At 69.9% G+C, this 25,793-nt stretch carries 30 protein-coding genes and 1 tRNA gene; 9 read left to right on the forward strand and 22 right to left on the reverse strand.

The annotated features are described in order from the left end of the window. Nucleotides 1–2: 2 nt before the first annotated feature. The 5 genes from ACYVJJ_RS01365 to ACYVJJ_RS01385 all read right to left on the reverse strand — a co-directional run bounded on the left by ACYVJJ_RS01365 (nucleotide 3) and on the right by ACYVJJ_RS01385 (nucleotide 5,483). The gene (locus ACYVJJ_RS01365; protein WP_460830489.1) at nucleotides 3–791 is read right to left on the reverse strand and encodes an ABC transporter permease; all 789 of its coding nucleotides are present in this window, start codon (nucleotides 789–791) and stop codon (nucleotides 3–5) included. A gap of 10 nt (nucleotides 792–801) precedes the next feature. Then, the gene (locus ACYVJJ_RS01370) at nucleotides 802–1,971 is read right to left on the reverse strand and encodes a cystathionine gamma-synthase (protein WP_460830490.1); all 1,170 of its coding nucleotides are present in this window, start codon (nucleotides 1,969–1,971) and stop codon (nucleotides 802–804) included. A 285-nt stretch (nucleotides 1,972–2,256) separates the two neighbouring features. Next, nucleotides 2,257–3,633: a pyridoxal-phosphate dependent enzyme gene (locus ACYVJJ_RS01375; protein ID WP_460830492.1), complete on the reverse strand. Its 1,377-nt coding sequence runs from the start codon at nucleotides 3,631–3,633 to the stop codon at nucleotides 2,257–2,259. A gap of 121 nt (nucleotides 3,634–3,754) precedes the next feature. Continuing rightward, nucleotides 3,755–3,976 (reverse strand): YdcH family protein, encoded by a 222-nt coding sequence (locus tag ACYVJJ_RS01380; RefSeq protein ID WP_460830494.1) that lies wholly within the window; start codon nucleotides 3,974–3,976, stop codon nucleotides 3,755–3,757. A gap of 241 nt (nucleotides 3,977–4,217) precedes the next feature. Further along, nucleotides 4,218–5,483: an OmpA family protein gene (locus ACYVJJ_RS01385; protein WP_460830495.1), complete on the reverse strand. Its 1,266-nt coding sequence runs from the start codon at nucleotides 5,481–5,483 to the stop codon at nucleotides 4,218–4,220. Nucleotides 5,484–5,573: 90 nt separating this feature from the next. Here ACYVJJ_RS01385 and ACYVJJ_RS01390 point away from each other — a divergent pair, with 90 nt between their 5' ends. Further along, nucleotides 5,574–6,680 (forward strand): PilT/PilU family type 4a pilus ATPase, encoded by a 1,107-nt coding sequence (locus tag ACYVJJ_RS01390; protein WP_460830496.1) that lies wholly within the window; start codon nucleotides 5,574–5,576, stop codon nucleotides 6,678–6,680. A 3-nt stretch (nucleotides 6,681–6,683) separates the two neighbouring features. On the opposite strand, the gene maiA is transcribed toward ACYVJJ_RS01390, so the two are convergent. The 6 genes from maiA to rplM form a co-directional block, all read right to left on the reverse strand. Further along, nucleotides 6,684–7,349 carry a maleylacetoacetate isomerase gene (maiA, locus tag ACYVJJ_RS01395; protein WP_460830498.1) on the reverse strand — a complete coding sequence of 222 codons (666 nt, stop codon included), beginning with the start codon at nucleotides 7,347–7,349 and terminating at the stop codon, nucleotides 6,684–6,686. 91 nt (nucleotides 7,350–7,440) lie between these two features. Then, nucleotides 7,441–8,427: a fumarylacetoacetate hydrolase family protein gene (locus ACYVJJ_RS01400; RefSeq protein WP_460830499.1), complete on the reverse strand. Its 987-nt coding sequence runs from the start codon at nucleotides 8,425–8,427 to the stop codon at nucleotides 7,441–7,443. A 198-nt stretch (nucleotides 8,428–8,625) separates the two neighbouring features. Further along, nucleotides 8,626–9,375 carry a 2OG-Fe dioxygenase family protein gene (locus ACYVJJ_RS01405; protein WP_460830501.1) on the reverse strand — a complete coding sequence of 250 codons (750 nt, stop codon included), beginning with the start codon at nucleotides 9,373–9,375 and terminating at the stop codon, nucleotides 8,626–8,628. Nucleotides 9,376–9,452: 77 nt separating this feature from the next. After that, nucleotides 9,453–9,527: transfer RNA gene (locus tag ACYVJJ_RS01410), tRNA-Gln, on the reverse strand. 63 nt (nucleotides 9,528–9,590) lie between these two features. Continuing rightward, nucleotides 9,591–9,983: a 30S ribosomal protein S9 gene (rpsI, locus tag ACYVJJ_RS01415; protein ID WP_460830502.1), complete on the reverse strand. Its 393-nt coding sequence runs from the start codon at nucleotides 9,981–9,983 to the stop codon at nucleotides 9,591–9,593. Nucleotides 9,984–9,986: 3 nt separating this feature from the next. Continuing rightward, the gene (gene rplM, locus ACYVJJ_RS01420) at nucleotides 9,987–10,415 is read right to left on the reverse strand and encodes a 50S ribosomal protein L13 (RefSeq protein ID WP_460830504.1); all 429 of its coding nucleotides are present in this window, start codon (nucleotides 10,413–10,415) and stop codon (nucleotides 9,987–9,989) included. Nucleotides 10,416–10,581: 166 nt separating this feature from the next. Between rplM and ACYVJJ_RS01425 the strand changes: the two genes are divergently transcribed. After that, nucleotides 10,582–10,890 carry a 4Fe-4S dicluster domain-containing protein gene (locus tag ACYVJJ_RS01425; RefSeq protein WP_460830506.1) on the forward strand — a complete coding sequence of 103 codons (309 nt, stop codon included), beginning with the start codon at nucleotides 10,582–10,584 and terminating at the stop codon, nucleotides 10,888–10,890. Nucleotides 10,891–10,958: 68 nt separating this feature from the next. Continuing rightward, nucleotides 10,959–11,600, forward strand: coding sequence for a 2-polyprenyl-3-methyl-6-methoxy-1,4-benzoquinone monooxygenase (gene coq7 / locus ACYVJJ_RS01430; RefSeq protein ID WP_460830508.1), 642 nt, complete (start codon nucleotides 10,959–10,961; stop codon nucleotides 11,598–11,600). A gap of 60 nt (nucleotides 11,601–11,660) precedes the next feature. Here the strand turns inward: coq7 and speD are convergent, their stop codons facing one another. Continuing rightward, entirely contained in the window at nucleotides 11,661–12,455 is a 795-nt protein-coding gene (gene speD / locus ACYVJJ_RS01435; protein WP_460830509.1) for an adenosylmethionine decarboxylase, read from the reverse strand. Nucleotides 12,456–12,639: 184 nt separating this feature from the next. On the opposite strand from speD, the gene crp reads away from it, so the two are divergent. Further along, on the forward strand, nucleotides 12,640–13,326 hold the full coding sequence (gene crp, locus ACYVJJ_RS01440) for a cAMP-activated global transcriptional regulator CRP (RefSeq protein ID WP_460830511.1): 687 nt from the start codon (nucleotides 12,640–12,642) through the stop codon (nucleotides 13,324–13,326). A gap of 3 nt (nucleotides 13,327–13,329) precedes the next feature. Next, entirely contained in the window at nucleotides 13,330–13,785 is a 456-nt protein-coding gene (locus ACYVJJ_RS01445; protein ID WP_460830513.1) for a GNAT family N-acetyltransferase, read from the forward strand. A gap of 74 nt (nucleotides 13,786–13,859) precedes the next feature. Here the strand turns inward: ACYVJJ_RS01445 and ACYVJJ_RS01450 are convergent, their stop codons facing one another. The 9 genes from ACYVJJ_RS01450 to rpe all read right to left on the reverse strand — a co-directional run bounded on the left by ACYVJJ_RS01450 (nucleotide 13,860) and on the right by rpe (nucleotide 21,638). Continuing rightward, on the reverse strand, nucleotides 13,860–14,594 hold the full coding sequence (locus ACYVJJ_RS01450) for an HAD-IB family phosphatase (RefSeq protein WP_460830515.1): 735 nt from the start codon (nucleotides 14,592–14,594) through the stop codon (nucleotides 13,860–13,862). Beyond that, complete coding sequence (gene trpC, locus ACYVJJ_RS01455) at nucleotides 14,591–15,379, reverse strand: indole-3-glycerol phosphate synthase TrpC (RefSeq protein WP_460830516.1); 789 nt, start codon at nucleotides 15,377–15,379, stop codon at nucleotides 14,591–14,593. Before trpC ends, ACYVJJ_RS01450 begins: the two co-directional genes overlap by 4 nt. Continuing rightward, nucleotides 15,376–15,726, reverse strand: a complete 351-nt coding sequence (locus ACYVJJ_RS01460) for an antibiotic biosynthesis monooxygenase family protein (RefSeq protein ID WP_460830518.1) — start codon at nucleotides 15,724–15,726, stop codon at nucleotides 15,376–15,378. Before ACYVJJ_RS01460 ends, trpC begins: the two co-directional genes overlap by 4 nt. After that, nucleotides 15,723–16,757 carry an anthranilate phosphoribosyltransferase gene (gene trpD / locus ACYVJJ_RS01465; protein ID WP_460830519.1) on the reverse strand — a complete coding sequence of 345 codons (1,035 nt, stop codon included), beginning with the start codon at nucleotides 16,755–16,757 and terminating at the stop codon, nucleotides 15,723–15,725. The genes ACYVJJ_RS01460 and trpD overlap by 4 nt, the downstream gene beginning before the upstream one ends. 2 nt (nucleotides 16,758–16,759) lie before the next feature. Beyond that, complete coding sequence (locus ACYVJJ_RS01470; protein WP_460830521.1) at nucleotides 16,760–17,338, reverse strand: anthranilate synthase component II; 579 nt, start codon at nucleotides 17,336–17,338, stop codon at nucleotides 16,760–16,762. A 3-nt stretch (nucleotides 17,339–17,341) separates the two neighbouring features. Next, a complete protein-coding gene (locus ACYVJJ_RS01475) occupies nucleotides 17,342–18,118 on the reverse strand; it encodes an SIMPL domain-containing protein (protein ID WP_460830523.1) in 777 nt (258 codons plus the stop codon). 73 nt (nucleotides 18,119–18,191) lie between these two features. Continuing rightward, nucleotides 18,192–19,673: an anthranilate synthase component I gene (trpE, locus tag ACYVJJ_RS01480; protein WP_460830525.1), complete on the reverse strand. Its 1,482-nt coding sequence runs from the start codon at nucleotides 19,671–19,673 to the stop codon at nucleotides 18,192–18,194. Nucleotides 19,674–19,783: 110 nt separating this feature from the next. Beyond that, a complete protein-coding gene (yegS, locus tag ACYVJJ_RS01485; protein ID WP_460830526.1) occupies nucleotides 19,784–20,761 on the reverse strand; it encodes a lipid kinase YegS in 978 nt (325 codons plus the stop codon). A 202-nt stretch (nucleotides 20,762–20,963) separates the two neighbouring features. Beyond that, nucleotides 20,964–21,638: a ribulose-phosphate 3-epimerase gene (gene rpe, locus ACYVJJ_RS01490; RefSeq protein WP_460830527.1), complete on the reverse strand. Its 675-nt coding sequence runs from the start codon at nucleotides 21,636–21,638 to the stop codon at nucleotides 20,964–20,966. A gap of 124 nt (nucleotides 21,639–21,762) precedes the next feature. Here rpe and ACYVJJ_RS01495 point away from each other — a divergent pair, with 124 nt between their 5' ends. After that, nucleotides 21,763–22,584 (forward strand): outer membrane protein, encoded by an 822-nt coding sequence (locus ACYVJJ_RS01495; RefSeq protein WP_460830529.1) that lies wholly within the window; start codon nucleotides 21,763–21,765, stop codon nucleotides 22,582–22,584. 6 nt (nucleotides 22,585–22,590) lie between these two features. Here the strand turns inward: ACYVJJ_RS01495 and ACYVJJ_RS01500 are convergent, their stop codons facing one another. Then, nucleotides 22,591–22,932: a J domain-containing protein gene (locus tag ACYVJJ_RS01500; RefSeq protein ID WP_460830531.1), complete on the reverse strand. Its 342-nt coding sequence runs from the start codon at nucleotides 22,930–22,932 to the stop codon at nucleotides 22,591–22,593. Nucleotides 22,933–23,049: 117 nt separating this feature from the next. Here ACYVJJ_RS01500 and ACYVJJ_RS01505 point away from each other — a divergent pair, with 117 nt between their 5' ends. The 3 genes from ACYVJJ_RS01505 (at nucleotide 23,050) to ACYVJJ_RS01515 (ending at nucleotide 25,793) form a co-directional block, all read left to right on the forward strand. After that, nucleotides 23,050–23,991: a phosphoribosylaminoimidazolesuccinocarboxamide synthase gene (locus ACYVJJ_RS01505; RefSeq protein WP_460830533.1), complete on the forward strand. Its 942-nt coding sequence runs from the start codon at nucleotides 23,050–23,052 to the stop codon at nucleotides 23,989–23,991. Between the two features lie 416 nt (nucleotides 23,992–24,407). Beyond that, on the forward strand, nucleotides 24,408–24,884 hold the full coding sequence (locus ACYVJJ_RS01510; protein ID WP_460830534.1) for an Mpo1 family 2-hydroxy fatty acid dioxygenase: 477 nt from the start codon (nucleotides 24,408–24,410) through the stop codon (nucleotides 24,882–24,884). Between the two features lie 3 nt (nucleotides 24,885–24,887). Then, nucleotides 24,888–25,793 (forward strand): DMT family transporter, encoded by a 906-nt coding sequence (locus ACYVJJ_RS01515; RefSeq protein ID WP_460830536.1) that lies wholly within the window; start codon nucleotides 24,888–24,890, stop codon nucleotides 25,791–25,793.

Consider the following 25,793-nt stretch of genomic DNA (forward strand, 5'->3'; position numbering starts at 1 on the left):
CCTCACAGGACATCGGCGAAGCCCCGCTTCGTGCGCTGGAAGAAGACGTGGCAGAGCCACGCATAGCCCGCCGCGATCGCGGTGTAGCGCAGGTAACGCAGCCAGTCCATCGCGCCGCCCCAGAGCAGCAGCTCGCGCGACTGTTCGATCAGGTAGGTCAGCGGATTGGCGGCGACGATCGCGGCGAACGTCGGCGGCAGGCCTTCGGCGGGAAAGAACACTGGCGAGGTGAACAGGAAGATCGTCGCGAGGAAGCCCACCACCTGCGCCACGTCGCGGAAATACACCGAGAGCGTGGACAACAGCCACGCGGTGCCCGCCGCGGCGAGCAGCATCGGCACGAGCAGCAGCGGCCACAGCCAGAGCGTCGACGAGACGCCCGCGCCCATCGCGAGCATCACCGCGAGCAGCACCAGCACGCTCACGAGGGAATGGAACAGCGAGGCGAGCACGTTCACCCACGGCAGGATGTCGAGGGGGAACACGACCTTCTTGACGAAGTTCGGATTCGCGACCAGCACGCCCGCCCCGCGAACGGCCGACTCGGCGAAGAAGCCGTGCACGATCAGCCCGACGAACGCGGCCGAGGCGAAGGCGAGCTTTCCGCCCTCGCGCACGCCCCATCGCGCCTGGAACACCTCGGTGAAGAACAGCGTGTAGACGCCGAGCAGCAGCAGCGGCGTCAGGAACGACCAGGTGAGCCCCAGCACGGAACCGCGATAGCGGCCCAGGACCTCGCGCTTGGCCAGCTCCCGCGACAGGCCGCGGTAGGTCCACAACGACTTCAGCATGGGCGCGGGATCAGGCGAGCGCGCGTTCGATGTCGGCGCGCAGGTCCGCGAGGTCCTCGACGCCGACGCTCAGCCGCACCAGGTGGTCGGCGATGCCGAGCTGCGCGCGTCGCTCCTGCGGCACCGAGGCATGCGTCATGATCGCCGGGTGGTTGACCAGGCTCTCCACGCCGCCGAGCGACTCCGCCAGCGCGAATACACGCAGGCGCTCGCAGAAGCGCTTCGAGGCGTCGGCCCCGCCACGGACATAGATCGAGATCATGCCGCCGAAGCCGGTCATCTGCCGCTGCGCGAGCGCATGCTGCGGATGCGAGGCGAGCCCCGGATAGATCACCTTCTCGATCGCCGGATGCGTCTGGAGCCACTGCGCGAGCGCCATCGCGTTCTCGCAGTGCGCGCGCATGCGCAGGTGCAGCGTCTTGAGGCCACGCAGCGCGAGGAAGCTGTCGAACGGGCCCTGCACGCCGCCGACGGCGTTCTGCAGGAACGTCATCTGCTCGGCGATCGCGGCATCGTCCCCCACGACGGCCATGCCGCCGACCATGTCGGAATGGCCGTTGAGGTACTTCGTCGCCGAATGCATGACGATGTGCGCGCCAAGCTCGAGCGGGCGCTGGATGATCGGCGAGCAGAACGTGTTGTCGACGACCACGATGAGCCCGCGCGCGCGCGCGATGTCGGCGATCGCGCGGATGTCGACGAGCTTGAGCAGCGGATTGGTCGGCGTCTCGATCCATACCATCCTCGTCTCGGGACGGATCGCTGCCTCGAACGCGGCGGGGTCGGTAAGGTCGACCCAGCTGAAGTCGAGCCCGGCGCTGCGACGGCGCACGCGCTCGAACAGGCGGTAGGTGCCGCCGTAGACGTCGTCCATCGCGATCACATGGCTGCCGGTGTCGAGCAGCTCGAGGATCGTCGACGTCGCCGCCAGCCCGGAGGCGAATGCGAAGCCGCGCGTACCACCCTCGAGCGCCGCCACGCAGCCTTCGTAGGCGAAGCGCGTGGGATTGTGGCTGCGCGAGTATTCGAAGCCCTGGTGCTCGCCGGGGCTGCGCTGCACGTAGGTCGAGGTCGCATAGATCGGCGTCATCACCGCGCCCGTGCTGGGGTCGGGCGACTGGCCGGCATGGATCGCGAGGGTGCCGAGGCCGGCGCGGGGCATGTCGTCGGAGGTGTGCATCGGCCAGGTCCATGGAATCGGGCCCGGATTCTACCCGGCCGGGCCGTAAGCGGCCGGAAAGGCGCGCTGGCCTGAACGCCGGTGGTCGCTTGCCGGCCCCCGACTCGTCGAACCGGTGCGCGTGCGCGGGCGGCGCTCCCCGGCCGCCACTGTGCGTCGCTGACGGAATGAGCGCCTAGAAGGACTGCGTGGCGACGAGCGATTGCCGTGCGGCTGCCGGCATCCGCCTGATCCGCAGCGGGCGGAGCGTGGGCTACCCGCGGGCCCGTCGCCCATCCGCCGTCGTCACTGCACCCGCCGCCGCAGGAAGTTCAGCAGGTCGATCCGCGTGATGAGCCCAAGGAAGCGCCCCCCGTCCATCACGATCGCCACGTGCCCGCGGTCGAACACCGGCAGTAGCGCCTCGATCGGCGAGCGCACGTCGACCTTGTCGAGCTTGCTCACCATCGCGGTCGAGACCGCATCGCGGAAGCGCTGCTCGTCGCCATAGACGTGCAGCAGGATGTCGGACTCGTCGACGATGCCGATCAGTTCCTCGCCGTCCATCACCGGCAGCTGCGAGACGTCGTAGAGCTTCATGCGCTGGTAGGCGGTGACCAGCAGGTCCTTCGGGCCGACCACGACCGTGTCGCGCTGCGAGTACGGGCGCAGGATGAGATCGCGCAGGTCGCCGGTCTGCTCGCGCTGGATGAAGCCGTTGTCGAGCATCCAGTAGTCGTTGTACATCTTCGACAGGTACTTGTTGCCCGTGTCGCAGACGAAGACCAGCACCTTCTTCGGCGTCGTCTGCTCGCGGCAGTAGCGCAGCGCCGCGGCGAGCAGCGTGCCGGTCGAGGAGCCGCCGAGGATGCCTTCCTTTTCAAGCAGCTCGCGAGCGGTGAGGAAGCTCTCCTTGTCGGAGATCGCATAGGCCTTCCTGACGCGCGAGAAGTCGGAGATACCCGGCAGGAAGTCCTCGCCGATGCCCTCGACCATCCAGCTGCCGCTCTTCTCCGACAGCGTGCCGCGGTTGATGTACTCCTCGAGGATCGAGCCGACCGGGTCCGCCAGCACGAGCTCGGTCTGCGGCGACATCGAACCGAAGCAGCGCGACAGGCCGGTCATCGTGCCGGAGCTCCCGCAGCCGAACACGATCGCATCGAGCCCACCGACCTCCGCCATCTGCTCGAGGATCTCCGGGCCCGTGCCGAACTCGTGCGCGGCCGGGTTGTCGGCGTTGCCGAACTGGTTGATGAAATACGCGCCCGGGGTCTCGCGCGCGATGCGCTCGGCCATGTCCTGGTAGTAATCCGGATGGCCCTTGGCGACATCGGAGCGCGTCAGCACCACCTGCGCGCCCATCGCCTTGAGGTTGAAGATCTTCTCGCGGCTCATCTTGTCCGGCACGACGAGCAGCAGCTTGTAGCCCTTCTGCTGGGCGACGAGCGCGAGGCCGATGCCGGTGTTGCCCGCCGTGCCCTCGACGAGCGTGTCGCCGGGCTCGATGTCGCCGCGCTTCTCGGCGGCTTCGATCATCGCCAGCCCGATGCGGTCCTTGATGGATCCACCGGGGTTCTGGCTCTCGAGCTTGAAGTAGAGCTCGCAGACGCCGGTGTCGAGGCGCTGCGCCTTCACGATCGGCGTGCGGCCGATCAGCTCGAGAACGGAATGGTGCAGGGGCATGGCGGATCCGTACTGCCGGGTGATCGCGCCATTCTAGCGGCCCGCACCGCGTGACCCGGCCGGCCGCCCGGCGGCCGTCGCCACGCGGCCGCGGCGACGGCATCCGGAAACCTGCACCTGCTCAGTGCGTGGTGAGCGTATCGGCCATGCGGACCAGGCGGTCCTTGGCGTGCAGCTTCTCGCGTTTCATGCGGACCAGCTCGAGATCGTCCACGGGATTGACGCCCAGCTCGGCGTTCATGACGCGTCGATCGAGTTCCTGGTGGTGCTGATAGAGCTGCCGGAACTCGTTGTTCGACTTGAGCAGCGACTCGACCTCGTTTGCGGACCGTTCTTCGAACATGCAGACCTCCTCGACACGTGCGGCATCGCCGGCATCGACCGCCGGAGACGGTGATGGACCGAGTCGCGCGTCCGCGGACTGCTGCCGGCGGAGAGCGACCCGGCGTCTGACGGCAGGACCGTCGACCTCGAACCTACTCCGCGTGCCGCAGGGCGGCAAGCGACGGTGACGCCATGCCGACGGCCGGCGTGCCGAGGTCTGAAGACCGCGGCAAGGCCACGTTAAGTGCCTGATAAATCGGCTACATGAGGCTGACCGAGATCTCGACGCGTCGGTTCTTCGCACGGCCGGCGGCGCTGCCGTTGTCGGCGATCGGCGCGGCGGCGCCGCGGCCGGCCGCCTCGACGAGGCTGCGGTCGACGCCCGCTGCGACGAGCGCCTGGCGCACCGCATCGGCGCGACGCTGCGAAAGGGCCTGATTGGCCGCCGGGTCACCCTGGCTGTCGGTGTGGCCCTCGATCCGGATCCCGGCCGGCCGGGCGATCGCGAGGTAGGCGGCGAGTGCCTTGAGGCTGCCGGTCGCGCCCGAGGTGAGGCTCGCCTGCCCGGAGGCGAAGGCATCGCCCGCGAGCGTGTAGACCTCGCTCCCCGCGGCGCGCTTGGCGGGCGGGAGCTTCGCGCCGGTGACCAGCTCGGCTTCCTCGCGGGCGAGCGCGAGCTCGCGGTCGCGGGCCGCGCCGACCTTCGCCGCCTGTTGCGCCGTGGCGGCCTGCTCGGCCTGCTGGCGTGCCTGTTCTTCGGCGAGTGCGGCCTGGCGCATGCGCTCGGCTTCTTCCTCGCGCCGCCGCGCCTCGAGCCGCAGCCGCTCGGCCTCGGCGCGGGCCTCGGCGGCCTCGCGACGCGTGGCCTCGAGCTGCAGGTCGCGGGCCTCGCGCTCCAGCCGCTCGGCATCGCGCTCGACCGCCTGCGCATAAGCCGCGGCCTCGGCGGCGAGGACCCGGCGCTCGGCGAGGGCCTCGGCCTCGGGGCGCTGGCGGCTCTTGGCCACCGCGACCGCGGCGACGGCCTGCTGTGCCTGCAGCCGCTCGACCGCGGCAAGACCGCCGAGTCGGGGATCGGCCGCCAACGCCTGCAGTCGCGCGGCGTGGTTACCGGCGACCGACACCGGCGGGGCCGGCACCGCGACGCCGGCGTCCGCGTCCATGCCGAGCCGCTGCTGCAGCTCGACCACCTCCGCGCGACGCTGCGCCTGCATCGCGCTGGCGCTGGCGACGCGGCTGCGCGCATGCGCGAGGTCGGCATCGGCCGCCGCGAGCAGCGCGAGGCGGCGCGCCTCGTCCTCGTCGCCCGCCGACATCGCGGCCTGCGCGCGCGACAGCGCGGAACGCGCCGCCGCGAACTCGGCGGCGGCGTACTGCTCGGCATCGGCCGTGGCCGCGCGCGAGACCGACTGCTCGGCCGCCGCGAGCTCGCCCGTGGGCGGCGGCAGGCTCGCGCACGCGGCGAGCGTGGAAGCGAGAACGGTGACAAGGAGCGTCTTGCGCAACTGTGCGAAGCTTGGGGGCATGAGGGTCCGGACCAGAGCGTGGGGACGCGAGGTCATTGTGGCCACGCCGGCTGTACCGGCGCAAACCCCTGGCGCATCCAAGGAGACTGCATGGACATCGGCTACTTCCTGAAGCTGATGACGGAGAAGAACGCGTCGGACATGTTCCTGACGACGGGCGCGCCCGTGTACATCAAGGTCGAGGGCAAGCTGCAGCCGCTCGGCAATACCGGGCTTCCGTCGGGCATGGTGAAAAAGATCGCCTACTCGCTGATGGACGAGGGCCAGGTCCCGGAGTTCGAGAAGAACCTCGAGCTCAACATGGCCTATGCGGTACCGGACTCCGGCCGCTTCCGCGTCAACGTCTTCAAGCAGCGCGGCGAGGTCGGCATGGTGATCCGCGCGATCAAGAGCGAGATCCCGACGATCGAGGAGCTGCAGCTGCCGCAGGTGCTCAAGGACATCATCATGTCCCCGCGCGGGCTCGTGCTGATCGTCGGCTCCACCGGCTCGGGCAAGTCGACCACGCTCGCCTCGATGATCGACTACCGCAATTCCAACCAGACCGGGCACATCCTCACCATCGAGGATCCGATCGAGTTCCTGCACAAGCACAAGAAGTCGATCGTGAACCAGCGCGAGGTCGGGCTGGACACGCACACGTTCCACAACGCGCTGAAGAACGCGATGCGCGAAGCGCCCGACGTCATCCTGATCGGCGAGATCCTGGATGCGACCACGATGGAGGCGGCGATCGCCTTCGCCGAGACCGGCCACCTGTGCTTGGCGACGCTGCATTCGAACAATGCCGACCAGACGCTCGAGCGCATCCTCAACTTCTTCCCGGAAGCCGCGCACAAGAACGTGCTGATGAACCTCGCGCTGAACCTGCGCGCGGTGCTCAGCCAGCGCCTGGTGGTGGGCGTCGACGGCCGCCGCCTGCCGGCGACGGAAGTGCTCATCAATACGCCGCACGTGCGCGACCTGATGCGCCGTGGGCAGGTGCACGAGATCAAGCAGGCGATGGAGGAATCGCTGGAGGAAGGCATGGAGACCTTCGACCAGTGCCTGTTCCGCCTCGCGAAGGAAGGCCGCATCGACGTCGAAGCCGCGCTGCGCGCCGCCGACTCGCGCGACGGCCTCGCCCTCAAGTTCCGACTGTCCGAAGGCGCCGGGGCCGAGCACGACCCCTACGCAGACATGTACGGCGGCGTCTGAGCCTCAGGCGCCGGCCGGCGCGTCCGGCTGGCGCTCCGGACGCGCGGCGTCGAAGGCCGGCAGCGCCAGGCAGGCGCGCTCGATGCGCACGATCGTGGGGAACGGCGTCATGTCGACGCCGAAGCGGCGCGCGTTGTAGACCTGCGGGATCAGGCAGCAGTCGGCGATCGTCGGCGTATCGCCCTCGCAGAACGCGCCGGTCGCCGGGTGGTCGTCGAGCGAGGCCTCGAAGGCGCGGAAGCCGCGCACGATCCAGTGCTTGACCCACTCGTCGCGCTCGGGCTGCGGCGCATTCCACTCGTGCTCGAGGTACTGCAGCACGCGCAGGTTGTTGAGCGGATGGACGTCGCAGGCGATCAGCTGGGCGAGCGCGCGCGCGCGGGCGCGATCGCGGCTCATCACCGGCAGCAGCGCGGGCTCCGGCCAGGTCTCGTCGAGGTATTCGAGGATCGCGAGCGACTGCCGGTACAGCCGGCTGCCGTGCTGCAGCACCGGCACGAGGCCCTGCGGGTTCGTCTCGAGGAAGTCCTCGCGATGCTGCTCGCCGCCGTCGCGCACGAGATGGACCGGCACCGTCTCGAACGGCAGGCCCTTCAGGTGCAGGCCGATGCGCACGCGGTACGCCGCGCTGGACCTCCAGTACGAGTACAGGCGCAAGGTCTCGGTCACGGCGTCGCTCGGCTTTCCGGGACCCGCACCTTAGCGGGCCCCGTGTGCACGTGCCATGCCGTCCAGGGCGCCGGATGCACCGGCCGGCGCCTCAGCGCGCGTGCGGCTCGATGCGCTGCTCGATGGCGCCGAAGATGCTCGTGCCCGCGCGGTCGAGCATCTCGATGCGCACGATGTCGCCGTACTTCATGAAGGGCGTGGACGGCTTGCCGTGCTCGAGCGTCTCGACGGTGCGCTTCTCGGCGAAGCACGAGGCGCCGAGCGAGGTGTCCTCATTGGCCACCGTGCCCGAGCCGACGATCGTGCCGGCCGACAGCGGCCGCGTCTTCGCCGCGTGCGCGATGAGCTGCGCGAACGAGAACTGCATGTCGACGCCCGCTTCGGGCGCGCCGAACCACTCGCCGTTGATGTGCGTCAGCAGCGGCAGGTGCACCTTCGAATCCCGCCATGCGTCGCCGAGCTCGTCGGGCGTCACGAACACCGGGCTCAGTGCCGAGCGCGGCTTGCTCTGCAGGAAGCCGAACCCCTTGGCGAGCTCGTCGGGAATCAGGTTGCGCAAGGAGACGTCGTTGACCAGGCCGACGAGCTGGATGTGCTGCGCGGCCTCGTCGGCCGTCACCGCCATCGGCACGTCGTCGGTGATCACGACCACTTCCGCCTCGAGGTCGATGCCGTACGCCTCGTCCGGCACGCGCACGGGGTCGCGCGGGCCGTAGAAGCCGGCACTGACGGCCTGGTACATCAGCGGGTCGACGTAGAAGCTCTCCGGCACCTGCGCGCCGCGCGCACGACGGACCCGCTCGACATGCGGCAGGTAGGCCGAGCCGTCGACGAACTCGTAGGCGCGCGGCAGCGGCGCGGCGAGCTGGGCGAAGTCGACGTCGAACGCGCCGTCGGCGGCGCCGTCGTTGAGCGCGTCGTAGAGCGTGTTGAGGCGCGGGGCGGTGTTCGACCAGTCCTCGAGCGCGCGCTGCAGCGTCGGCGCGATGCCGTCGGCGCGCACGCCGCGCGTCAGGTCACGCGAGACGACGACCAGCGTGCCGTCGCGGCCGCCTTCCTTGAGGGAACCCAGCTTCATCGATCGCTCCAGGGATGGCGCCGGTCGGCGCGATGGTTTCAATTGTAACGACCGCGTGCGCACGCAGGTCGACGACCGCTGCGCACGGTGATCGGAACGCCGGGACCCCACCGGGGCAGGCGCGGCTTCGGGCAGACGCCTCCGAGGCCCCTCGAGCGTCGGACCGCACCGCTCCATCGACGGCACCCGCGGAGGGCGCTACGCGGCCGCGTCGTCCCCTTGGAACCCATCCGCCCGATACGTCAGCACCAGCGTGTCGCGGTGCCCGCCCGTCGCCTCGAGCGGCTGGATCGGCGTCGACTCGTGGATCACGCGCGCATCGTCGAGCAGCAGGGCCGACCACGGCTCCTCGAGCGTGAAGCGCATGCCCGCCGGGCCGTCGGCGTCGAAGACGCGGGTCTCGCCGCCCTTGATGGCGTCGCGTGCGACCAGCAGCACCGCGACGAAGTCGACGCCGTCGCGATGCGCGCCTTCCGGCGTCGGCCGGCCCAATCCACCGGCAGTGTCGATGCGGAACTGGTGCGCCTCCACGTGCCAGCGCGCCACGGGTCGCACCTGCGCGAAGGCCGCGCCCAGCCCGGCGACGAGGCGCAGGAAACCGGGCGACGTCGCGATGTCCGCCCGCATCGGCTCGAACCAGCGATGCATGCCGCCGTGCAGTGCGTTGTAGTCGAGCGACTGCCAGTGCGCGCGATGCGGCGCCTGCTCGATCCGATCGCGCTCGACGATGAAGCACGAATGCCGTCGGTGCCGGTAGCGCCCGCCGTCGCGCAGGTAGGCATCGGGTGCGAGGTCGTCCCAGCTCGGCGCCAGCGCGTGCAGGTCCTCGGCACTGCAGCGCACGAGCGATGCGAGTGCGGGTGCGGCCAGCACGGCATAGCCGTCGGCCTGAAGCCGTTCGACCGCGGCCTCTGCAGGCACCAGCGGCGGCGCGAAGCGGGCGACCATGGCATCCCTCCTGAGCCCGGAAACGCGAAGACCCGCACGCGGCGGGTCTTCGGGTGACCGGCGGACCGGTCGGTGTATGGCAGCCCCGGATGGATTCGAACCACCGAATGCCTGAGTCAGAGTCAGGTGCCTTACCGCTTGGCGACGGGGCTATGGAGCAAATTCTACCGCGACGGATGCTGACGGCAAGTGCGCCAGCATCCGGTGAAGCGCGATTAGCGCTTCGAGAACTGCGTGGCGCGGCGGGCCTTGTGCAGGCCGACCTTCTTGCGCTCGACCTCGCGGGCATCGCGCGTCATGAAGCCGGCGCGGCGCAGGTCGGTCTTGAGCGCTTCGTCGTACTCGACCAGCGCGCGGGCGATGCCGAGGCGGATCGCACCGGCCTGGCCGGTGATGCCGCCGCCGGCGACCGTGACCACGACGTCGAACGTGTCGACGTTCTTGGTCAGCTCGAGCGGCTGGCGCACGATCATGCGCGCCGTCTCGCGGCCGAAGAACTCGTCCAGCGGACGCTGGTTGACGGTGATCTGGCCCGAGCCCTTGCGCAGGAACACGCGGGCAGTGGAGGACTTGCGGCGGCCGGTGCCGTAATTCTGATTCGTTGCCATGACTTAGATATCCAGGACCTGCGGCTGCTGCGCGGCGTGCGGGTGCTCGGCACCCTTGTAGACCTTGAGCTTGCGGTACATCGCGCGGCCCAGCGGGCCCTTGGGCAGCATGCCCTTGACGGCGATCTCGATCACGCGCTCCGGATGGCGCTCCAGCGCCTGGGCCAGCGACTCCGTCTTCAGGTTGCCGACGTAGCCGGTGAAGCGGTGGTACTTCTTGTCCTGCAGCTTGTTGCCGGTCACCGCGATCTTCTCGGCATTGACCACCACGAGGTAGTCGCCGGTGTCGACGTGCGGGGTGTAGACGGGCTTGTGCTTGCCGCGCAGGCGGCGGGCGAGCTCCGAGGCCAGGCGGCCCAGGGTCTTGCCGGAGGCGTCGACGAGATACCAGTCGCGCTGGACGGTCTCGGACTTGGCGATAAAGGTCTTCATGACAAAACTCTAGGTGGGTGCCTGGTCGGGTTGGTTGGGCTGCCGGAGCGGCCGAACTTCGCCACGCGTTGTGGTGGGACCGGGGTCCCGCGGAACAAAGAAGCGGAATCATAGCCGGCGCCCCGGGAGCGTGCAAGCCGCGTCAAGATCGGGCGGGCATCGGGTCATGCCCCTGCCCCGCCCGCCTGCGACCGATCCGCGGTTCGCACTCGTCAACCCCTGCGCCCGGTGCGGCATGTGCCTGCCGGCCTGCCCGACCGACCGCGCGTCCCGGGACGAGCTCGAATCGCCGCGCGGCCGGATCGCGCTAGCGCGTGCGCGGTCGCTTGGAGCGTTGCCGCCGACGGCCGTCGGCGACCGCCACGTACCTGCCGGGGCTGTCCCAGCTGCGAGTCGGTGTGCCCGGCCGGCGTCCTGCTCAGCGCGAACCTCGGCTGTCGCGCGTATCCCGCGGGGGCCACGCGCGTTCCTGTGATGCACCCGCTCGAATTCCTCGCCGAGCGCCTCGACGGCCCGGTCGCGCCGCGGCGCTAGACTTCACGCATGAGCACGCGCCGCCTGACCGCCCTCGACCGCTGGATCGACACCGCCCAGCGTGCCCTTGAAACCGTCGCCGGCGCGCCCGTCGCGGCTCGCCCGAACCCGGCGGGGGGCCATGCCGAGATCGTCCTCGACGACGAGGAGCGCCGGCACGCGGCGGGGCTCATGCGCATCAACCACGTCGGCGAGGTCTGCGCGCAGGCGCTCTATGTCGGCCAGGCCTCGGTCGCGCGCGATCCGCGCACGCGCGCGCACCTCATGCATGCGGCGCAGGAGGAGACCGACCACCTCGCCTGGTGCGCCGACCGACTGCGCGAGCTCGACAGCCGACCCAGCCTGCTCAATCCGCTCTGGTATGCCGGCGCGTACGCGATCGGCCTCGCCGCGGGGCTGCGCGGCGATGGCTGGAATCTCGGCTTCGTCGTGGAGACCGAGCGCCAGGTCGAGGCGCACATCGACGAACACCTCGAATCGCTGCCCGCCGCCGACGGCCGCAGCCGCGCGATCCTCGAAGTCATGAAGGCCGACGAGGCACGCCATGCCGACAATGCGCAGTCCGCTGGCGCACGCGAGCTGCCCGTGCCGATCCCGCAGGTGATGGCAGCCGCGTCGAAGGTGATGAAGACGGTCGCGTACCGGCTCTGATCGCCACGCGACGCCCATGGAAAAGGCCGGCATCCGCCGGCCTTTTTCGTCGCGCCCCGATCAGTCGATCAGGTTGCGGCCGTGGTAGAGCTCCTCGATCTCGCGCTTCAGGCGCGCCTCGACCTTCATGCGGTCCTTGAAGGAGAGGTTCTTCGCCTTCTCCTCGAACAGGTAGGTGTCGAGGTCGAACTCCTTCAGGTGCATCTTCGTGTGGAAGATGTTTTCCTGGTAGACGTTGACGTCCAGCATCTCGTAGCGATTGCGGACGTTCTTCGCCAGGTAGTCCTGGATCGAATTGATCTTGTGGTCGATGTAGTGCTTGCGGCCCTTGATGTCCCGCGTGAAGCCACGGACGCGGTAGTCCATGATCACGATGTCGGACTCGAAGCTCTCGATCAGGTAGTTGAGCGCCTTCAGCGGCGAGATCACGCCGCACGTGGCCACGTCGATGTCGGCGCGGAACGTCGCGATGCCGTTGTCCGGATGCGTCTCCGGATACGTGTGCACCGTGATGTGCGACTTGTCCATGTGCGCGACGACGGCGTCGGAGATCAGCTCCTTGCCGGCATCCTTCTTGTCGATCACCGGCTCTTCCGAGATCAGGATCGTCACCGACGCGCCCTGCGGGTCGTAGTCCTGGCGCGCGATGTTCAGGATGTTGGCGCCGATGATGTCGGCGACGTCCGTCAGGATCTGCGTGAGGCGGTCGGCGTTGTAGGCCTCGTCGATGTACTGGATGTAGCGCTGGCGCTCATCCTCGGACGCGGCATAGGAGATGTCGTAGATGTTGAACGACAGCGCCTTGGTCAGGTTGTTGAACCCCTGGAGCCGCAGGCGCGGCAGTGGCTTGACCACGTGCGTGGATCCCGGATGCGTGGGTGGACCGGGGATTATGGGGCATGGAGCATGACGGCGGAACGAACGGATCCGGGATACCGCCGCTGCGATGGCGGGACGCCGGTCCGCGCGAAAGGTGACGGGATTGGCCCTTTGCAGGGATTGGTCTATATAGTCGGTTCATTCTCCCAGAGCCCGGCCCATGTCCCCCGACCTGGCACTCCAGCACGCGGCACGTCGCGCCCAGAGCCCCCTGCTCCCCGACAACGCGGCGATCGAGCGGTTCCTCGCGCACTGCCACCGCCGTCGTTATCCCTCACGCACGGACGTGTTCCGCCCGGGCGACGCGGCGACCACCCTGTACTTCGTCATCTCCGGCTCGGTGAGCATCATCAACGAGGAGGAGGACGGCCGCGAGCTGGTCCTGGGCTATTTCGGGCCCGGCCAGTTCGTCGGCGAGATGGGCCTGTTCATCGAGAGCGACCGCCGCGAGGTGACCCTGCGCACCCGCACCGCGACCGAACTCGCCGAGATCGGCCACGAGCGCTTCTACGACCTGCTGATGACCCGGCTGTCGACCGACGCGCCCAAGCTGCTGTACTCGATCGGCGCGCAGATCTCCCGGCGCCTGCTCGACACCTCGCGCAAGGCCGGCCGCCTGGCTTTCCTCGACGTCACCGACCGCATCGTGCGCACCCTGCACGACCTCGCCAAGGAGCCGGAGGCGATGAGCCATCCGCAGGGTACGCAGATCCGCGTGTCCCGCCAGGAGCTCTCACGCCTGGTCGGCTGCTCGCGCGAGATGGCCGGCCGCGTGCTCAAGAAGCTGCAGGCCGATGGCATCCTCCACGCCCGCGGCAAGACGGTCGTCCTCTACGGGACCCGCTGACGCATGGCGCACGGCGAGCCGGGCTCGGACATCCGCATCCGCGATGCGCGGATCGGGGATGCGAGCGACGTCGCCGACCTGCTCGCCGCCCTCGGCTACCCCTGCGATCGCGAGGAGGCGGCCGACCGCATCGCCCACGTGCTGGGCGATCCGCGCCAGCGGCTGATCCTCGCCGAGATCGGCGGCCACGCCTGCGGGCTGGTCGGGATGGAGCTGCGCTACTCGCTCGCACGCGGCGCCGAACAGGCGCGCATTACGGCCCTCGTGGTCTCGCCGTCGTGCGAGCGGCAGGGCGTGGGCCGCCGGCTCGTGCGCGAGGTCGAAGGGATCGCCCGCCAGGCGGGCGCCGCACGCATCGAAGTGACGACCGCCGGCAGCCGCGACACGGCGCACTCGTTCTACCGCAGCTGCGGCTACAGCGAAGCCTCGTTGCATTTCGCGAAACTGCTGGGCGACTGAAGCGACGGGGGCGTCGCGAGCCCCGCGCTGGCGCCCGGTCGCGCACTGGAACCGGTGCCGCGCTGGATCGCCGCTCAGCCAGGCGCTGCGTCACCGCCGCGTCCCGGGCAGCCCCAGTTGAGGATCGGCGTCCCGGCCGGCAGCACCCGGCGGAACAGGTCGACGCGATCCGTCTTCGGGTTGACCACCACCGGCCGGCGCGCGGCCTTGAGCAGCGGAAGGTCGGCCGTGCTGTCGGAATAGGCCACGGCGACGTCGCCGACGAAGCCGGCCTCGCGCAACATGCGCATCTTCATCTCGTGGTGGCAGTGGCGCGTGGCGATCACCGCACCGAGACGACGGCCGACCTTCGTGCCCACCACCGGCACGTCCTCGTGCGCGACGAACGCGAGGATCGCGCGGGCGAGCTCAGGCGGTGCACCGGTCGCCACGACCACACGGTCGCCCGCCTCGCGGTGCCGATGCAGCACGTCGAGCGCCACCGGCAGCAGGCGCGGCCGGATCGCCTCGACGTTCGCGGCGACGTAGCGGTCGATCAGGTCGTCGAGGTCGCGCCGGCGCTGGAAGCCGATCGTCCCCACCCAGATGAAGGCGCCGATGCCGCGCCGGCGGGTGGGCAGCCAGGCCACCATCGGCCCGGCGACCGGCGTGATCAGCAGCGCGAGCAGCGTGCGCCACCAGCTGCGGCGGATCAGCCAACGGAACAGGTGGCTGCCCGAATCGCCGTCGTAGAGGGTGTGGTCGAAGTCGAAGACCACGAGCGGCGCGCCGTCCTGCGCGGCCGGATAGCGGCGGCCGGCGACGCTCATCCGAACAGCCGCGCCAGCGCCGCGCCGGGATCGCGCTCGCGCATGAAGCTCTCGCCGACGAGGAACGTCTCGATGCCTGCCGCGCGCATGCGCGCGACGTCGGCCGCGGTCGCGATGCCGCTCTCGGTGACGAGGATGCGGTCGGTCGGCACCGCCGGGCGCAGCGCGATCGTGGTGTCGAGCGAGACCTCGAACGTGCGCAGGTTGCGGTTGTTGACGCCGATCAGCTCGCAGCCGGTCTGGAGCGCGCGCTCGAGTTCGTCGACGTCATGCACCTCCACCAGCACGTCCATGCCGAGCTCCATGGCGAGGTTCGCCATGTCCACCAGCGCGCCGTCGTCGAGCGCGGCGACGATCAGCAGGACCGCGTCGGCGCCGATGAAGCGCGCCTCATAGACCTGGTAAGGATCGATCGTGAAGTCCTTGCGCAGGATCGGCAGCGCGCAGGCGCGACGGGCGAGGCCCAGGTAGAGATTGCTGCCCTGGAAGAAGTCCACGTCGGTGAGCACCGAGAGGCAGGCCGCGCCGCCGGCCTCGTACTGCCGGGCGATCTCGGCCGGGTCGAACTCGGGGCGGATCACGCCCTTGGACGGGCTCGCCTTCTTGACCTCGGCGATCACCGCCGGCCGCTGCGCTGCGTGCTTCGCGCGGATCGCGTCGACGAAGCCACGCGCCGGCGGCGCGTCGAGCGCACGCGCGCGCAGGTCCGCGAGCGAGCGCACGCGGCTGCGCTGCTCGATCTCCTCGGCCTTGCGCGCCAGGATGGTGTTGAGGATGTCGCTCATGCCGTCTCGGTGTCCTTGCGTGCATAGGCGCGATCGACCTTCGCGATGCGCACCTCGAAATGCTCGTACCAATGGGCGCGGCCGAACTCGCGGGTCGCGCGATGCTCCACGTGGTCGCGCCAGGCGGCGATCGCCGCTTCGTCGCGCCAGTAGGAGACGGTGATGCCGAAGCCGTCGTCACCGCGTGCCGACTCAGCACCCAGGAAGCCTGGCTGCGACGCGGCCAGCTCCAGCATCCGCGCCGCTGCGACGGCATAAGCGGCACCGTCATCGTCGCGGCGCCGCGACGAGAAGATCACGGCCCAGTAAGGCGGGCGCGGCAAGGTCGCAAAGCCCGGCCCGCTCATGCTGCGGCGAACGCCCGCGTGGCGGCGACGAAGGCATCGAGCTTCGCGCGCGCCGCGCCCGAGGCGATGGTACGCCGAGCGAGCGTGATGCCGTCGGCGATCGAATCGCTGACGCCCGCGACATACAGCGCGGCGCCGGCGTTCAGCGCAACGATCTCGCGGGGCAGGCCGGGCTCGTCGTCCAGCGCGAGCATCATCATCGCGCGCGACTCGGCCGCGTCGGCGACCCGCAGATTGCGGCTGGCCGCCATCGCGATGCCGAAATCCTCGGGATGCACCTCGTACTCGCGCACCTGCCCATCGCGCAGTTCGCCGACGAGCGTGCCGGCGCCCAGCGAGAGCTCGTCCATGCCGTCGCGGCCCCAGACGACCAGCGCGCGCTCGGCACCGAGTTCCTGCAGCACGCGCACCTGGATGCCGACCAGATCCGGGTGGAAGACGCCCATCAGGATGTTCGGCGCACCGGCCGGGTTGGTGAGCGGGCCGAGGATGTTGAACAGCGTGCGTACGCCCATCTCGCGCCGCACCGGCGCGACCACCTTCATCGCCGGGTGGTGCAGCGGCGCGAACATGAAGCCGATGCCCGTCTGCGCGATGCAGTGCGCGACCTGGTCCGGCGCGAGCTCGATGTGCGCGCCGAGCGATTCGAGCACGTCGGCGCTGCCCGAGCTGGACGAGACGCTGCGCCCCCCGTGCTTGGCCACCTTGGCGCCGGCCGCCGCGACCACGAACATGCTCGCGGTGGAGATGTTGAACGTGCTCGCGCCATCGCCGCCGGTGCCGACGATGTCGACAAGGTGCGTGCGATCGGCGACGTGCACGGGAAGCGAGAACTCTCGCATCACCTTCGCCGCGCCGGCGATTTCGCCGACGGTTTCCTTCTTGACGCGCAGGCCGGTCAGGATCGCGGCGGTCATCGCCGGGCTGACCTCGCCGCGCATGATCATGCGCATCAGCTCGACCATCTCGTCGAAGAAGATTTCACGGTGCTCGATGGTGCGCTGGAGTGCCTGCTGCGGCGTGATCGGCATGCTCAGCGCTCCAGGAAGTTCTTCAGCAACGCGTGGCCGTGCTGGGTGAGGATGGACTCGGGATGGAACTGCACGCCCTCGACCGGATGCTCACGATGACGCAGGCCCATGATCTCGTCGAAGCCGCCGGCCTCGTCCTCGGTCCACGCGGTGATCTCGAGCGATTCGGGCAGCGTGTCACGCGCAACGACCAGCGAGTGGTACCGCGTCGCCTCGTACGCATCGGGCAGCCCGGCGAAGACGCCGCGGCCCTCGTGGCGGATGCGCGAGGTCTTGCCGTGCATGATCGTCTTGGCGCGCACGACGTCGCCGCCATAGGCCTGGCCGATGCCCTGGTGGCCGAGGCAGACGCCGAGGATCGGCGTACGCGGCCCGAGCTCACGGATCAGGTCGACGGACACGCCCGCCTCATTCGGCGTGCACGGGCCTGGCGAGATCACGATGCGCTCGGGCGCGAGCGCCTCGATCTGCGGCACCGACAGCTCGTCGTTGCGCACCACCTTCACCTCCGCGCCCAGCGCCTGAAGGTACTGGACGAGGTTCCAGGTGAAGCTGTCGTAGTTGTCGATCATCAACAGCATGATTCAGTCCGCAAGCAGGAAGACGGCGTAGATGCGATCGGTGTAGGTGACGTAGCCCGTTTGGAGTGCGGTCTGCGGTGCGGCGGCAGGCGCCGAAACCCGCGACCCGGTCACCACGATTCGATCGAGCGCACGGGTACGCGGGTTCCATTCATATAGGGCGGGCCAGTTTCCTTCCCGGATACCGTATTCAAATTGCGGCGCGACGTCCGACACGCTGTACAGCGCTCCAAGTCGCGCGCCATAGCCACGTGCCAACGTTGCGGCCTTCTCGCGCGTGGAATCGATGGCACCGGTGCGCAATGCCGCACGGAGCGTCCTTTCATCCGCGAGCTCCGTCTCGATCTGCGACACCGCCAACTCCTGCGACGTCTGGAGCCCGCTCAGAAAGGCCTCGACGTCCGCCTTGCCGGCGAACCGTGCAGACAATGATCGACGCACGCGGGTGCCGGCGAAGACTTGCGTCCTCTGTGCTTCGTCGTAGCGGCGCTCCGGCGCGATGGCGAGCGACGTCGCCACGATCTCTGCGTCGGGGACGCCGACATCACGAAGCCGCCGTACGGCGCCGGCGAGCGAGTCCTCGACACGCCGCCGAGCGGCACCTGCATCGTGGTCGAGCGCGCTGAAGTCGAGTGTGATCTTGAACCGGTCGGGGATGGCGCGGGCCTGCGCGTCGCCGTAGACGAGGATGTGGCGGGTGGGCGGCAACGCGTTGACCTGCGCAATGGCCACACCGGAGGCAGTGAGCAATACAAGCGAGAGGATCAGACGCGGGATCATGGAAGCTCCGTGACGATTCGCGGTCGAATGTGCCGCATGCCGATCAACGGCCGCATTGGTCGTGCGGGGTCGATCACAGCCCCTTCGCCGCCTGCGCCACCGCCCGGAACAATGCACGCCCCTTGTTCATCGTCTCCTCCCATTCCTTCTGCGGATCGGAGTCGTAGACGATGCCGGCGCCGGCCTGCACGTAGAGGCGTCCGTCCTGGATGACGGCGGTACGGATCGCGATCGCGGTGTCGGCGTCGCCGTGCCAGCCGATGTAGCCGATCGAGCCGGCATAGACGTTGCGGCGGATCGGCTCGAGTTCGCGGATGACCTCCAGCGCGCGGATCTTCGGCGCGCCGCTGACGGTGCCGGCCGGGAACGTGGCCCGCAGCACGTCGGCATAGCTGAGGCCGTCCTTCAGGCGCCCGGTGACCTCGCTGACGATGTGCATGACGTGGCTGTAGCGCTCGATCACGAACTGCTCGCCCACCTGCACGCTGCCGGCTTCGCTCACGCGGCCGACGTCGTTGCGGCCGAGGTCGATCAACATCAGGTGCTCGGCACGCTCCTTGGGATCGGCGAGCAGCTCGGCCTCGAGCGCGGCGTCCTGCTCCGGCGTTTCGCCGCGCGGGCGCGTGCCGGCGATCGGGCGCACAGTGACTTCGCCGTCCTGGAGACGCACGAGGATCTCGGGCGAAGAGCCGACCACCTGCATGTCACCGACGTCGAGGAAATACATGTAGGGCGACGGGTTCAGCGCACGCAGTGCGCGATAGACGTCGACCGGGCGTGCCTTGAACGGCACCGACAGGCGCTGGCTCAGCACCACCTGGAAGATGTCGCCGGCGCGGATGTAGTCCTTCGACTTCTCCACCGCGGCGATGAAGCCTTCCTGCGTGAAGCCGGAGACGAAGTCCGACTCATCGAGGGCCGCGGACTGCAGCGTCTCGGGATAGCCGGGCCCGCCCTGGCGCAGGCGGTGGACGAGTTCGTCGAGGCGGCGGTTCGCCTTTGCGAAGGCGCGTTCCTCGCGCGGATCGGCGTGCACGATGAGGTACAGCCGGCCCTTGAGGTTGTCGAAGACCGCGACTTCCTCGCTGAGCATCAGCAGGATGTCGGGCGTGCCGAGCTGGTCCTCCTTGCCGCGGCCCGAGGCGGCCAGGCGCGGCTCGATGTAGTCGATGCACTCGAAGCCGAACCAGCCCACCAGCCCGCCGGTGAAGCCCGGCAGGCCGTCGATCTTCGGCACCGAATGCTCGGTGCGCAGTCGCTCGACCTCCGCGAAGGGGTCCTCGACCTCGCGCGCGCCGAGGAGTTCGCCGTCCTCGGTGACGAACAGCGTGTGGCCTGCGAAGGCGTACACGCGCTTCGCCGGCAGGCCGATGATCGAATAGCGCCCGAAGCGCTCGCCGCCTTCGACAGATTCGAAGAGGTAGGTGTGCGGCCCGTCCGCCAGCTTCAGGTAGACCGAGAGCGGCGTGTCGAGGTCGGAAAGGACCTCGCGGACGACGGGGATGCGGGTGTGGCCGTCAGCGGCCTGCTGCTGGAACGACTCGAGCGATGTCACGGGGCATTTCCTGGAAGGTGCGGACACGGGCGGCGGCGGCCAGCGGCCACCATCGCCAACCTGCGTCGGCCCTGTGGGAATGCGTGATCGCCCGGAGTTCCATGGGCGGACTATAGCGGCTCCGCGTCGACCATGCGATTCGGCGGCGCCAGCGCGTGCGCCCGCGTGCGCCGGACTAGCGGGCAGTCGCGCGGCAGGTACATCGACAGCGCCGCGGGCACGCAGTCGATGCGCAGGCGCCGCGCCGCGATCGGCTCGCCGTCGAGGTTCAGGCGCAGGGGCTCGGCCGCGCGGATCTCGATCCACGGCAGGCGCGCGCGTGCGGCGACGCGCTCGAGCGTCGCACGCTTGCCGTCGACGACGACGTTCACCATCGTCATCACCACGCCTTCCTCGAGCTCCGGCACCACGGTGACGTCGAGCAGGCCGTCGTCGATCAGGGCATCGGGACAGAGCAGCTGGCCGCCGCCGGCGAGGCGTGCGTTGCCGACGCCGAGCACGATCATCGGCCCGTGCCAGCGAAAGCCCGGGCCGCGCAGCTCGATCGGCGTGGACTCGATCGCATGCAGCCGCGCGATGCCCTTGACCACGTACGAGAAGCCGCCGAGCACCTTCTTGAGCAGGTCGTGCGCCTCCACCGTGGCCTCGGTGCCGAAGCCGCCGCTGACGAGGTTGAAGCACCAGCGCGACTGCGCACCGGCGGTGACGCGCAGGATGTCCACGCGTTGCGGCCGCCCGTGCGCGGCGAGCTCGAGCGCATCGTCGATCCCCTCGGGCAGGCCCGCCGCACGGCCGAAATCATTGGCGGTGCCCATCGGGAGCGCGGCGAGCGCGGGCACGCGCCGGCCTTCGGTCGCGAATTCCACCAGCGCGCCGGCGGTCTCGCCGAGCGTGCCGTCGCCGCCGGCCGCGATCACGCAGTCGATCCCGTCGGCGATCGCCTCGGCGACGTAGCGGCGCGCATCGCCGTGCTCCCACGTCACGCGTACGCTCACGCTGCGCCCGGCGTCGCGTCGCGCGGTGACGGCTTCGCGCAGGAGCGCGTCGTCCGCCGATTTGCCGTTGAGTAAGAGCCGCCAGCGCTTCACGCCCTGCCTGTCCTCCGCCTTCGCGCGAGTGGACAGGCTAGCGGGGCGCGGGTCGGGCGACGGTGAAGCAGCGGGATCGCCGCTGTTATGAGCGCGTCATGCAGCCGGCGGAGCATCGAAGGCCATCGCAGGGACGACCGGCGAGGCAGGATGCCTCAACTATTCCGGAGGGCCGGTGTCGGAGGACGCCGGCCCTTCCTTCTCAGCCGCGGGCGGCCGTGACGGCCTGCTTCATGCGCGCGATCACGTCCGCGTAGTCGGGCGCGTTGAAGATCGCCGAGCCCGCGACGAAGGTATCCGCACCGGCCGCGGCGATTGCGCCGATGTTGTCGGCCTTCACGCCGCCGTCGATCTCCAGCCGCACGGCGCGGCCGCTCGCATCGATCATCGAGCGCACGCGGCGCAGCTTGTCGAGCGCCGACGGGATGAAGGCCTGCCCGCCGAAGCCCGGGTTCACGCTCATCAGCAGCACCATGTCGATGTCGCCGAGCACGTAGTCGAGCACGTCGACCGGCGTCGCCGGGTTGAGCACGATCCCGGCCTGGCAGCCGTGCGAGCGGATGAGCTGGACCGTGCGATGCACGTGCCGGCTGGCCTCCGGGTGGAACGTGATCATCGAGGCGCCGGCCTTGGCGAAGTCCGGAATGAGGCGGTCCACCGGCTCCACCATCAGGTGCACGTCGATCGGTGCCGTCACGCCGTGCTTGCGCAGCGCCTCGCAGACCAGCGGGCCGATGGTGAGGTTCGGCACGTAGTGGTTGTCCATGACGTCGAAGTGCACCCAGTCGGCGCCTGCTGCGAGCACGGCATCGACGTCCTCGCCGAGCTTGGCGAAGTTCGCGGACAGGATCGAAGGCGCGATGACGGTGGACTGCATGGGAGCGGCCGGCGTGGAAAGGGCGCCATTGTCGCATCCGGTGCATCCCCGCCCGCATCGCGCCCGTAGTCCCCTGGACGTGGCCCCGCGAGGGCTGCCGTCGTCCCCCCTCATGGAGTTCCTCATGCGCGCTTCCCGCCTCGCCCCCGCCGCCTGCCTGCTGCTCGCCGTCGCCCTCCCCGCCGCCGCCCAGGACGCCTGGACCGGTGGCTACGTCGGCGCCTATGCCGGCGCGTCCACCGAGCCCGACGACGATGCCGACCGCTTCCTGTTCGACACGAACCTCGACGGCAACTTCAACGACACCGTGCGCACCGCCGCCGGCGCCGATGCGTTCTCGCCGGGCTTCTGCAACGGCGTGGCGCGCGACCGCACCCCGGCGGCCGGTTGCGCCGAGAACACCGGCGGCGCCGACTACGGCGTGCGCGCCGGCTACGACTGGCAGATGGGCCAGTGGGTGGTGGGCGCGGTGCTCGACGTCGGCGGCAGCGACGTGCGCGATGCGGTCTCCGCCTTCAGCACCACGCCGGCGCGCTACACGATGCTGCGCAAGGTCGACACGCTCGCCGCGCTGCGCGCCCGCGTGGGCTATGCCTTCGACGACGTGCAGCTGGCCTATGTCACCGCCGGCGCGGCGCGTGCGTCGATCGAGAACACGCACCTCACCAGCAACGGCGTAAACACGTTCACCACCAACGGCGACAGCGACGCCACCGGCAGCCAGGTGGGCCTCGGCTACGAGCGCCGCATCGGCAGCAACTGGACGGTCGGCGCCGAGTACGTGATGACGATGCTCGACGACGACGAGTTCCGCGTGCGCGCCGCGGGCCCGGCGCCTGCGACCAACCCGTTCATCCTCGCCAATCCGCAGGGCACGGACTTCCGCCGCAGCGACGAGGACCTCGACTTCGGCACGTTCCGCGTCGTCGCCAACTGGCGCTTCTGAGCGAAGTCAACCGCGACCGGACCGCAATGCGCGGATCCGGTCGTAGGCGGCGTTGATCGCGCGTGCGCGCTTCTCCGCCTCGCGCTGCACGCGCGGGGCGGCGGTGGCGTGTCGATCGGGATGGTGGCGCGCCATCAGCCGGCGGTAGGCGCGATCGATGTCGGCATCGCTCGCGTCGGCGTCGACGCCGAGTTCGCGGTACGGATCCTCGCGGCGTGCCTCGAACCAGCCGGCGTCGACGGCATGGCCGATCAGCAGGCCGAGCAGCGCGCCCAGCGGCGGCTCCGCGCGCAGCAGAAGCGCGCCGACGAAGAAGCCCACCAGTTTGCCGGACCAGCGCGTTTTCACCCGGGCTCCGGCACGCGGCGGAAGGGTCGGCAGTCTACCTGCAGGCCGGTCGCGGCCGGCGTACACTGCCCGGCCCGCCGCTGTCGGGCGGGGCCCACCGCCATCCAGGGAACGTGCGTGTCCACCTCGACGCGAGCCTCGCTCTCCGCTTCCGACCTGCCCGGCCTGCACCTGCGCCATCGCGGCAAGGTCCGCGATGTCTTCGACGTGCCGGCCGATCGCCTGCCGCCGCAGGCCGCGCTCGCCGGCGACCACCTGCTCATCGTCGCGACCGATCGCCTCAGCGCCTTCGACGTGGTGCTGCCCGATCCGATTCCCGGCAAGGGCGAGATGCTCTGCCGCATCTCGAATTTCTGGTTCGACAAGACCGCGCACCTGGTGCCCAACCACCTCACCGGCATCGATGTCGCGAGCGTGCTGCCCGCGGGCGTCGATGCGTCGCTGTACGCGCAGCGCGCGGTCGTCACGCGGCGGCTCAGGCCGGTGCCGATCGAATGCATCGCGCGCGGCTATCTCATCGGCAGCGGCTGGAAGGACTACCAGCGCACCGGCCGCGTTTCCGGCATTGCATTGCCCGACGGCCTGCGCCAGGCCGAGCAGCTGGCCGAGCCGATCTTCACGCCGTCGACGAAGGCCGCGGTGGGCGACCACGACGAGAACATCGACTTCGACGCCGCCGTGCGCCTGTGCGGCGCCGAGCTCGCCGAGGCGGTTCGCGACGCGACGCTGCGGCTGTACGCCTTCGCCGCCGACTACGCCGCGCAGCGCGGCATCCTGCTGGCGGACACCAAATTCGAGTTCGGCACCGATGCCGACGGACGCCTCTACGTGATGGACGAGATGCTGACACCGGACTCGTCGCGCTACTGGCCGGCCGATTCCTACGAGGTCGGCACCAGCCCGCCGAGCTACGACAAGCAGTTCGTACGCGACTACCTCGAGCGGATCGGCTGGGACAAGACGCCGCCGGGGCCTGTGCTCCCGCCCGAGGTCATCGAGAAGACCCGCGCGAAGTACGCCGAAGCGCTCGAGCGACTGGCCGGCCTGCAGGTCGACTGAGCGGGTCCGTGCCCGGCTGCGCGCGTCCGCGCCCCGGCACCGCGAACGACGCCGGCTGCGGTCTGTGCGCGCCTGGCGGCACCCGCGCGGACGGCTCGATGCCCGGGCACTCGCCGGGGCTGCGGGCCTGCGCGTGATCGACGGCATGCGCCGCGCCGATGACGCGACGGCGTATGCCGGCGTTCCACGAGGGGAGCGGCGTGGCGCCGTTCCTGCCCAGCGAGCCGCGCGGGCTCCCCGTCCGCCACGAAGTCCCTCAGCTCTACGCCTGCCCGGATACGGCAAGGGCGAGAGTTTCCGGCAGGCGCCCAGCGTCGACGCCTGAGCATCGGCCCCGCATCCCATCGTTGCAGCGGTGCGACGCGTCGTCGCCGCGCGCTGCGGCATCATGGTGATCTCCCCCGAGCGGCCCCGCCATGAACGCTCCCGCCCGTCCGATCGACCGCTGGTTCGCGAGCTACAGCGACGACCATCGCCATGCGACCAACCAGTCGATCCACCTGGTCTGCGTGCCGGCGATCCTGTGGAGCGTGATCGCGCTGCTGTGGTGCATCCCGGTGCCGGGCACGCTGTTCCGCCCGGGTGTCTGGGCGGGCCTGGCGATGTTCGCCGCCGCGATGTACTACCTGCGCCAGTCGCGGCGCCTCGGCGTGGGCATGGCGGCGGTCTTCCTCGTCTTCGGTGGGGTTGCCCGCCTGCTGTACGACGCGCTCGGCCCGCGCGATCTCGCCGGGCTCGCCCTCGCGGTGTTCGTCGTGGCGTGGATCGGTCAGTTCGTCGGACACAAGCTCGAAGGCCGCAAGCCGAGCTTCCTCACCGACCTCACCTACCTGCTGATCGGCCCGGCCTGGGTGCTCGCCAAGCTCTATCGCCGCTTCGGCATGGCGTACTGACCGATGGCGCGATCCTCCGGCCTCGGCGGCCGCGACCTGCTGCTGGCGATGCTGATCTGCCTCGCCTGGGCCGGCAATTTCCTGACCGCCGCACTCGCCCTGCGCGAGATCCCGCCGTTCCTGTTCACCGCGCTGCGCTTCGCGATGCTCGGCCTCGCGCTGCTGCCGTTCCTCAAGCGCCCGGCGCCCGGCCAGTGGCCGCGCCTGGTGCTCGCGGGCCTGAGCCTGGGCGTGCTGCATTTCGGGCTGAGCTTCACCGCGCTCAAGCTCGCCGGCGACCTCTCCTCGCCCGCGATCGTCATGCAGAGCTACGTGCCGATGGCGGCACTGCTCGGCTGGGGATTGCTCGGCGAACGCTTCGGCTGGCGCACCGGGCTCGCGATCGCGACGAGCTTCGCCGGCGTGCTGGTGCTGGGCTTCGATCCGATGGTGCTCGACCATCCGGCGGCGCTCGTCACGATGCTCGTCTCGGCCTTCTTCCTCGCGTTCGGCACGGTCGTGATGAAGCCGGTGAAGGGACTCGACGTCTTCAGCCAGCAGGGCTTCATCGCGCTGATGTCCGTGCTGCCGCTGCTCGCGATCAGCCTGGTGATCGAGCCGCAGGGCTTCGCGGCGCTGCGCGCGTCGAGCTGGGTGGGCTGGTTCGGTGCGATCTATGCCGCCTTCGTGTCCTCGCTGCTCGGGCACGGGCTGTTCTACGTGCTCGTGCAGCGCCATCCGGTCGCGCAGGTGACGCCCTGGCTGCTGATCGCGCCATTGCTCGCCGTCGGGCTCGGCATCCTCTACTGGGGTGACCGCCCCGGCCCGCGCCTGCTGCTCGGCGGCGCGATGGTGCTCGGCGGCGTACTGATGATCGCGCTGCGCTCGCTCGCGAAGGCGCGGCAGGTGCCCGCGGCGCCGGGCGCCTGA

The sequence above is a fragment of the Lysobacter humi (ex Lee et al. 2017) genome (assembly GCF_054781815.1).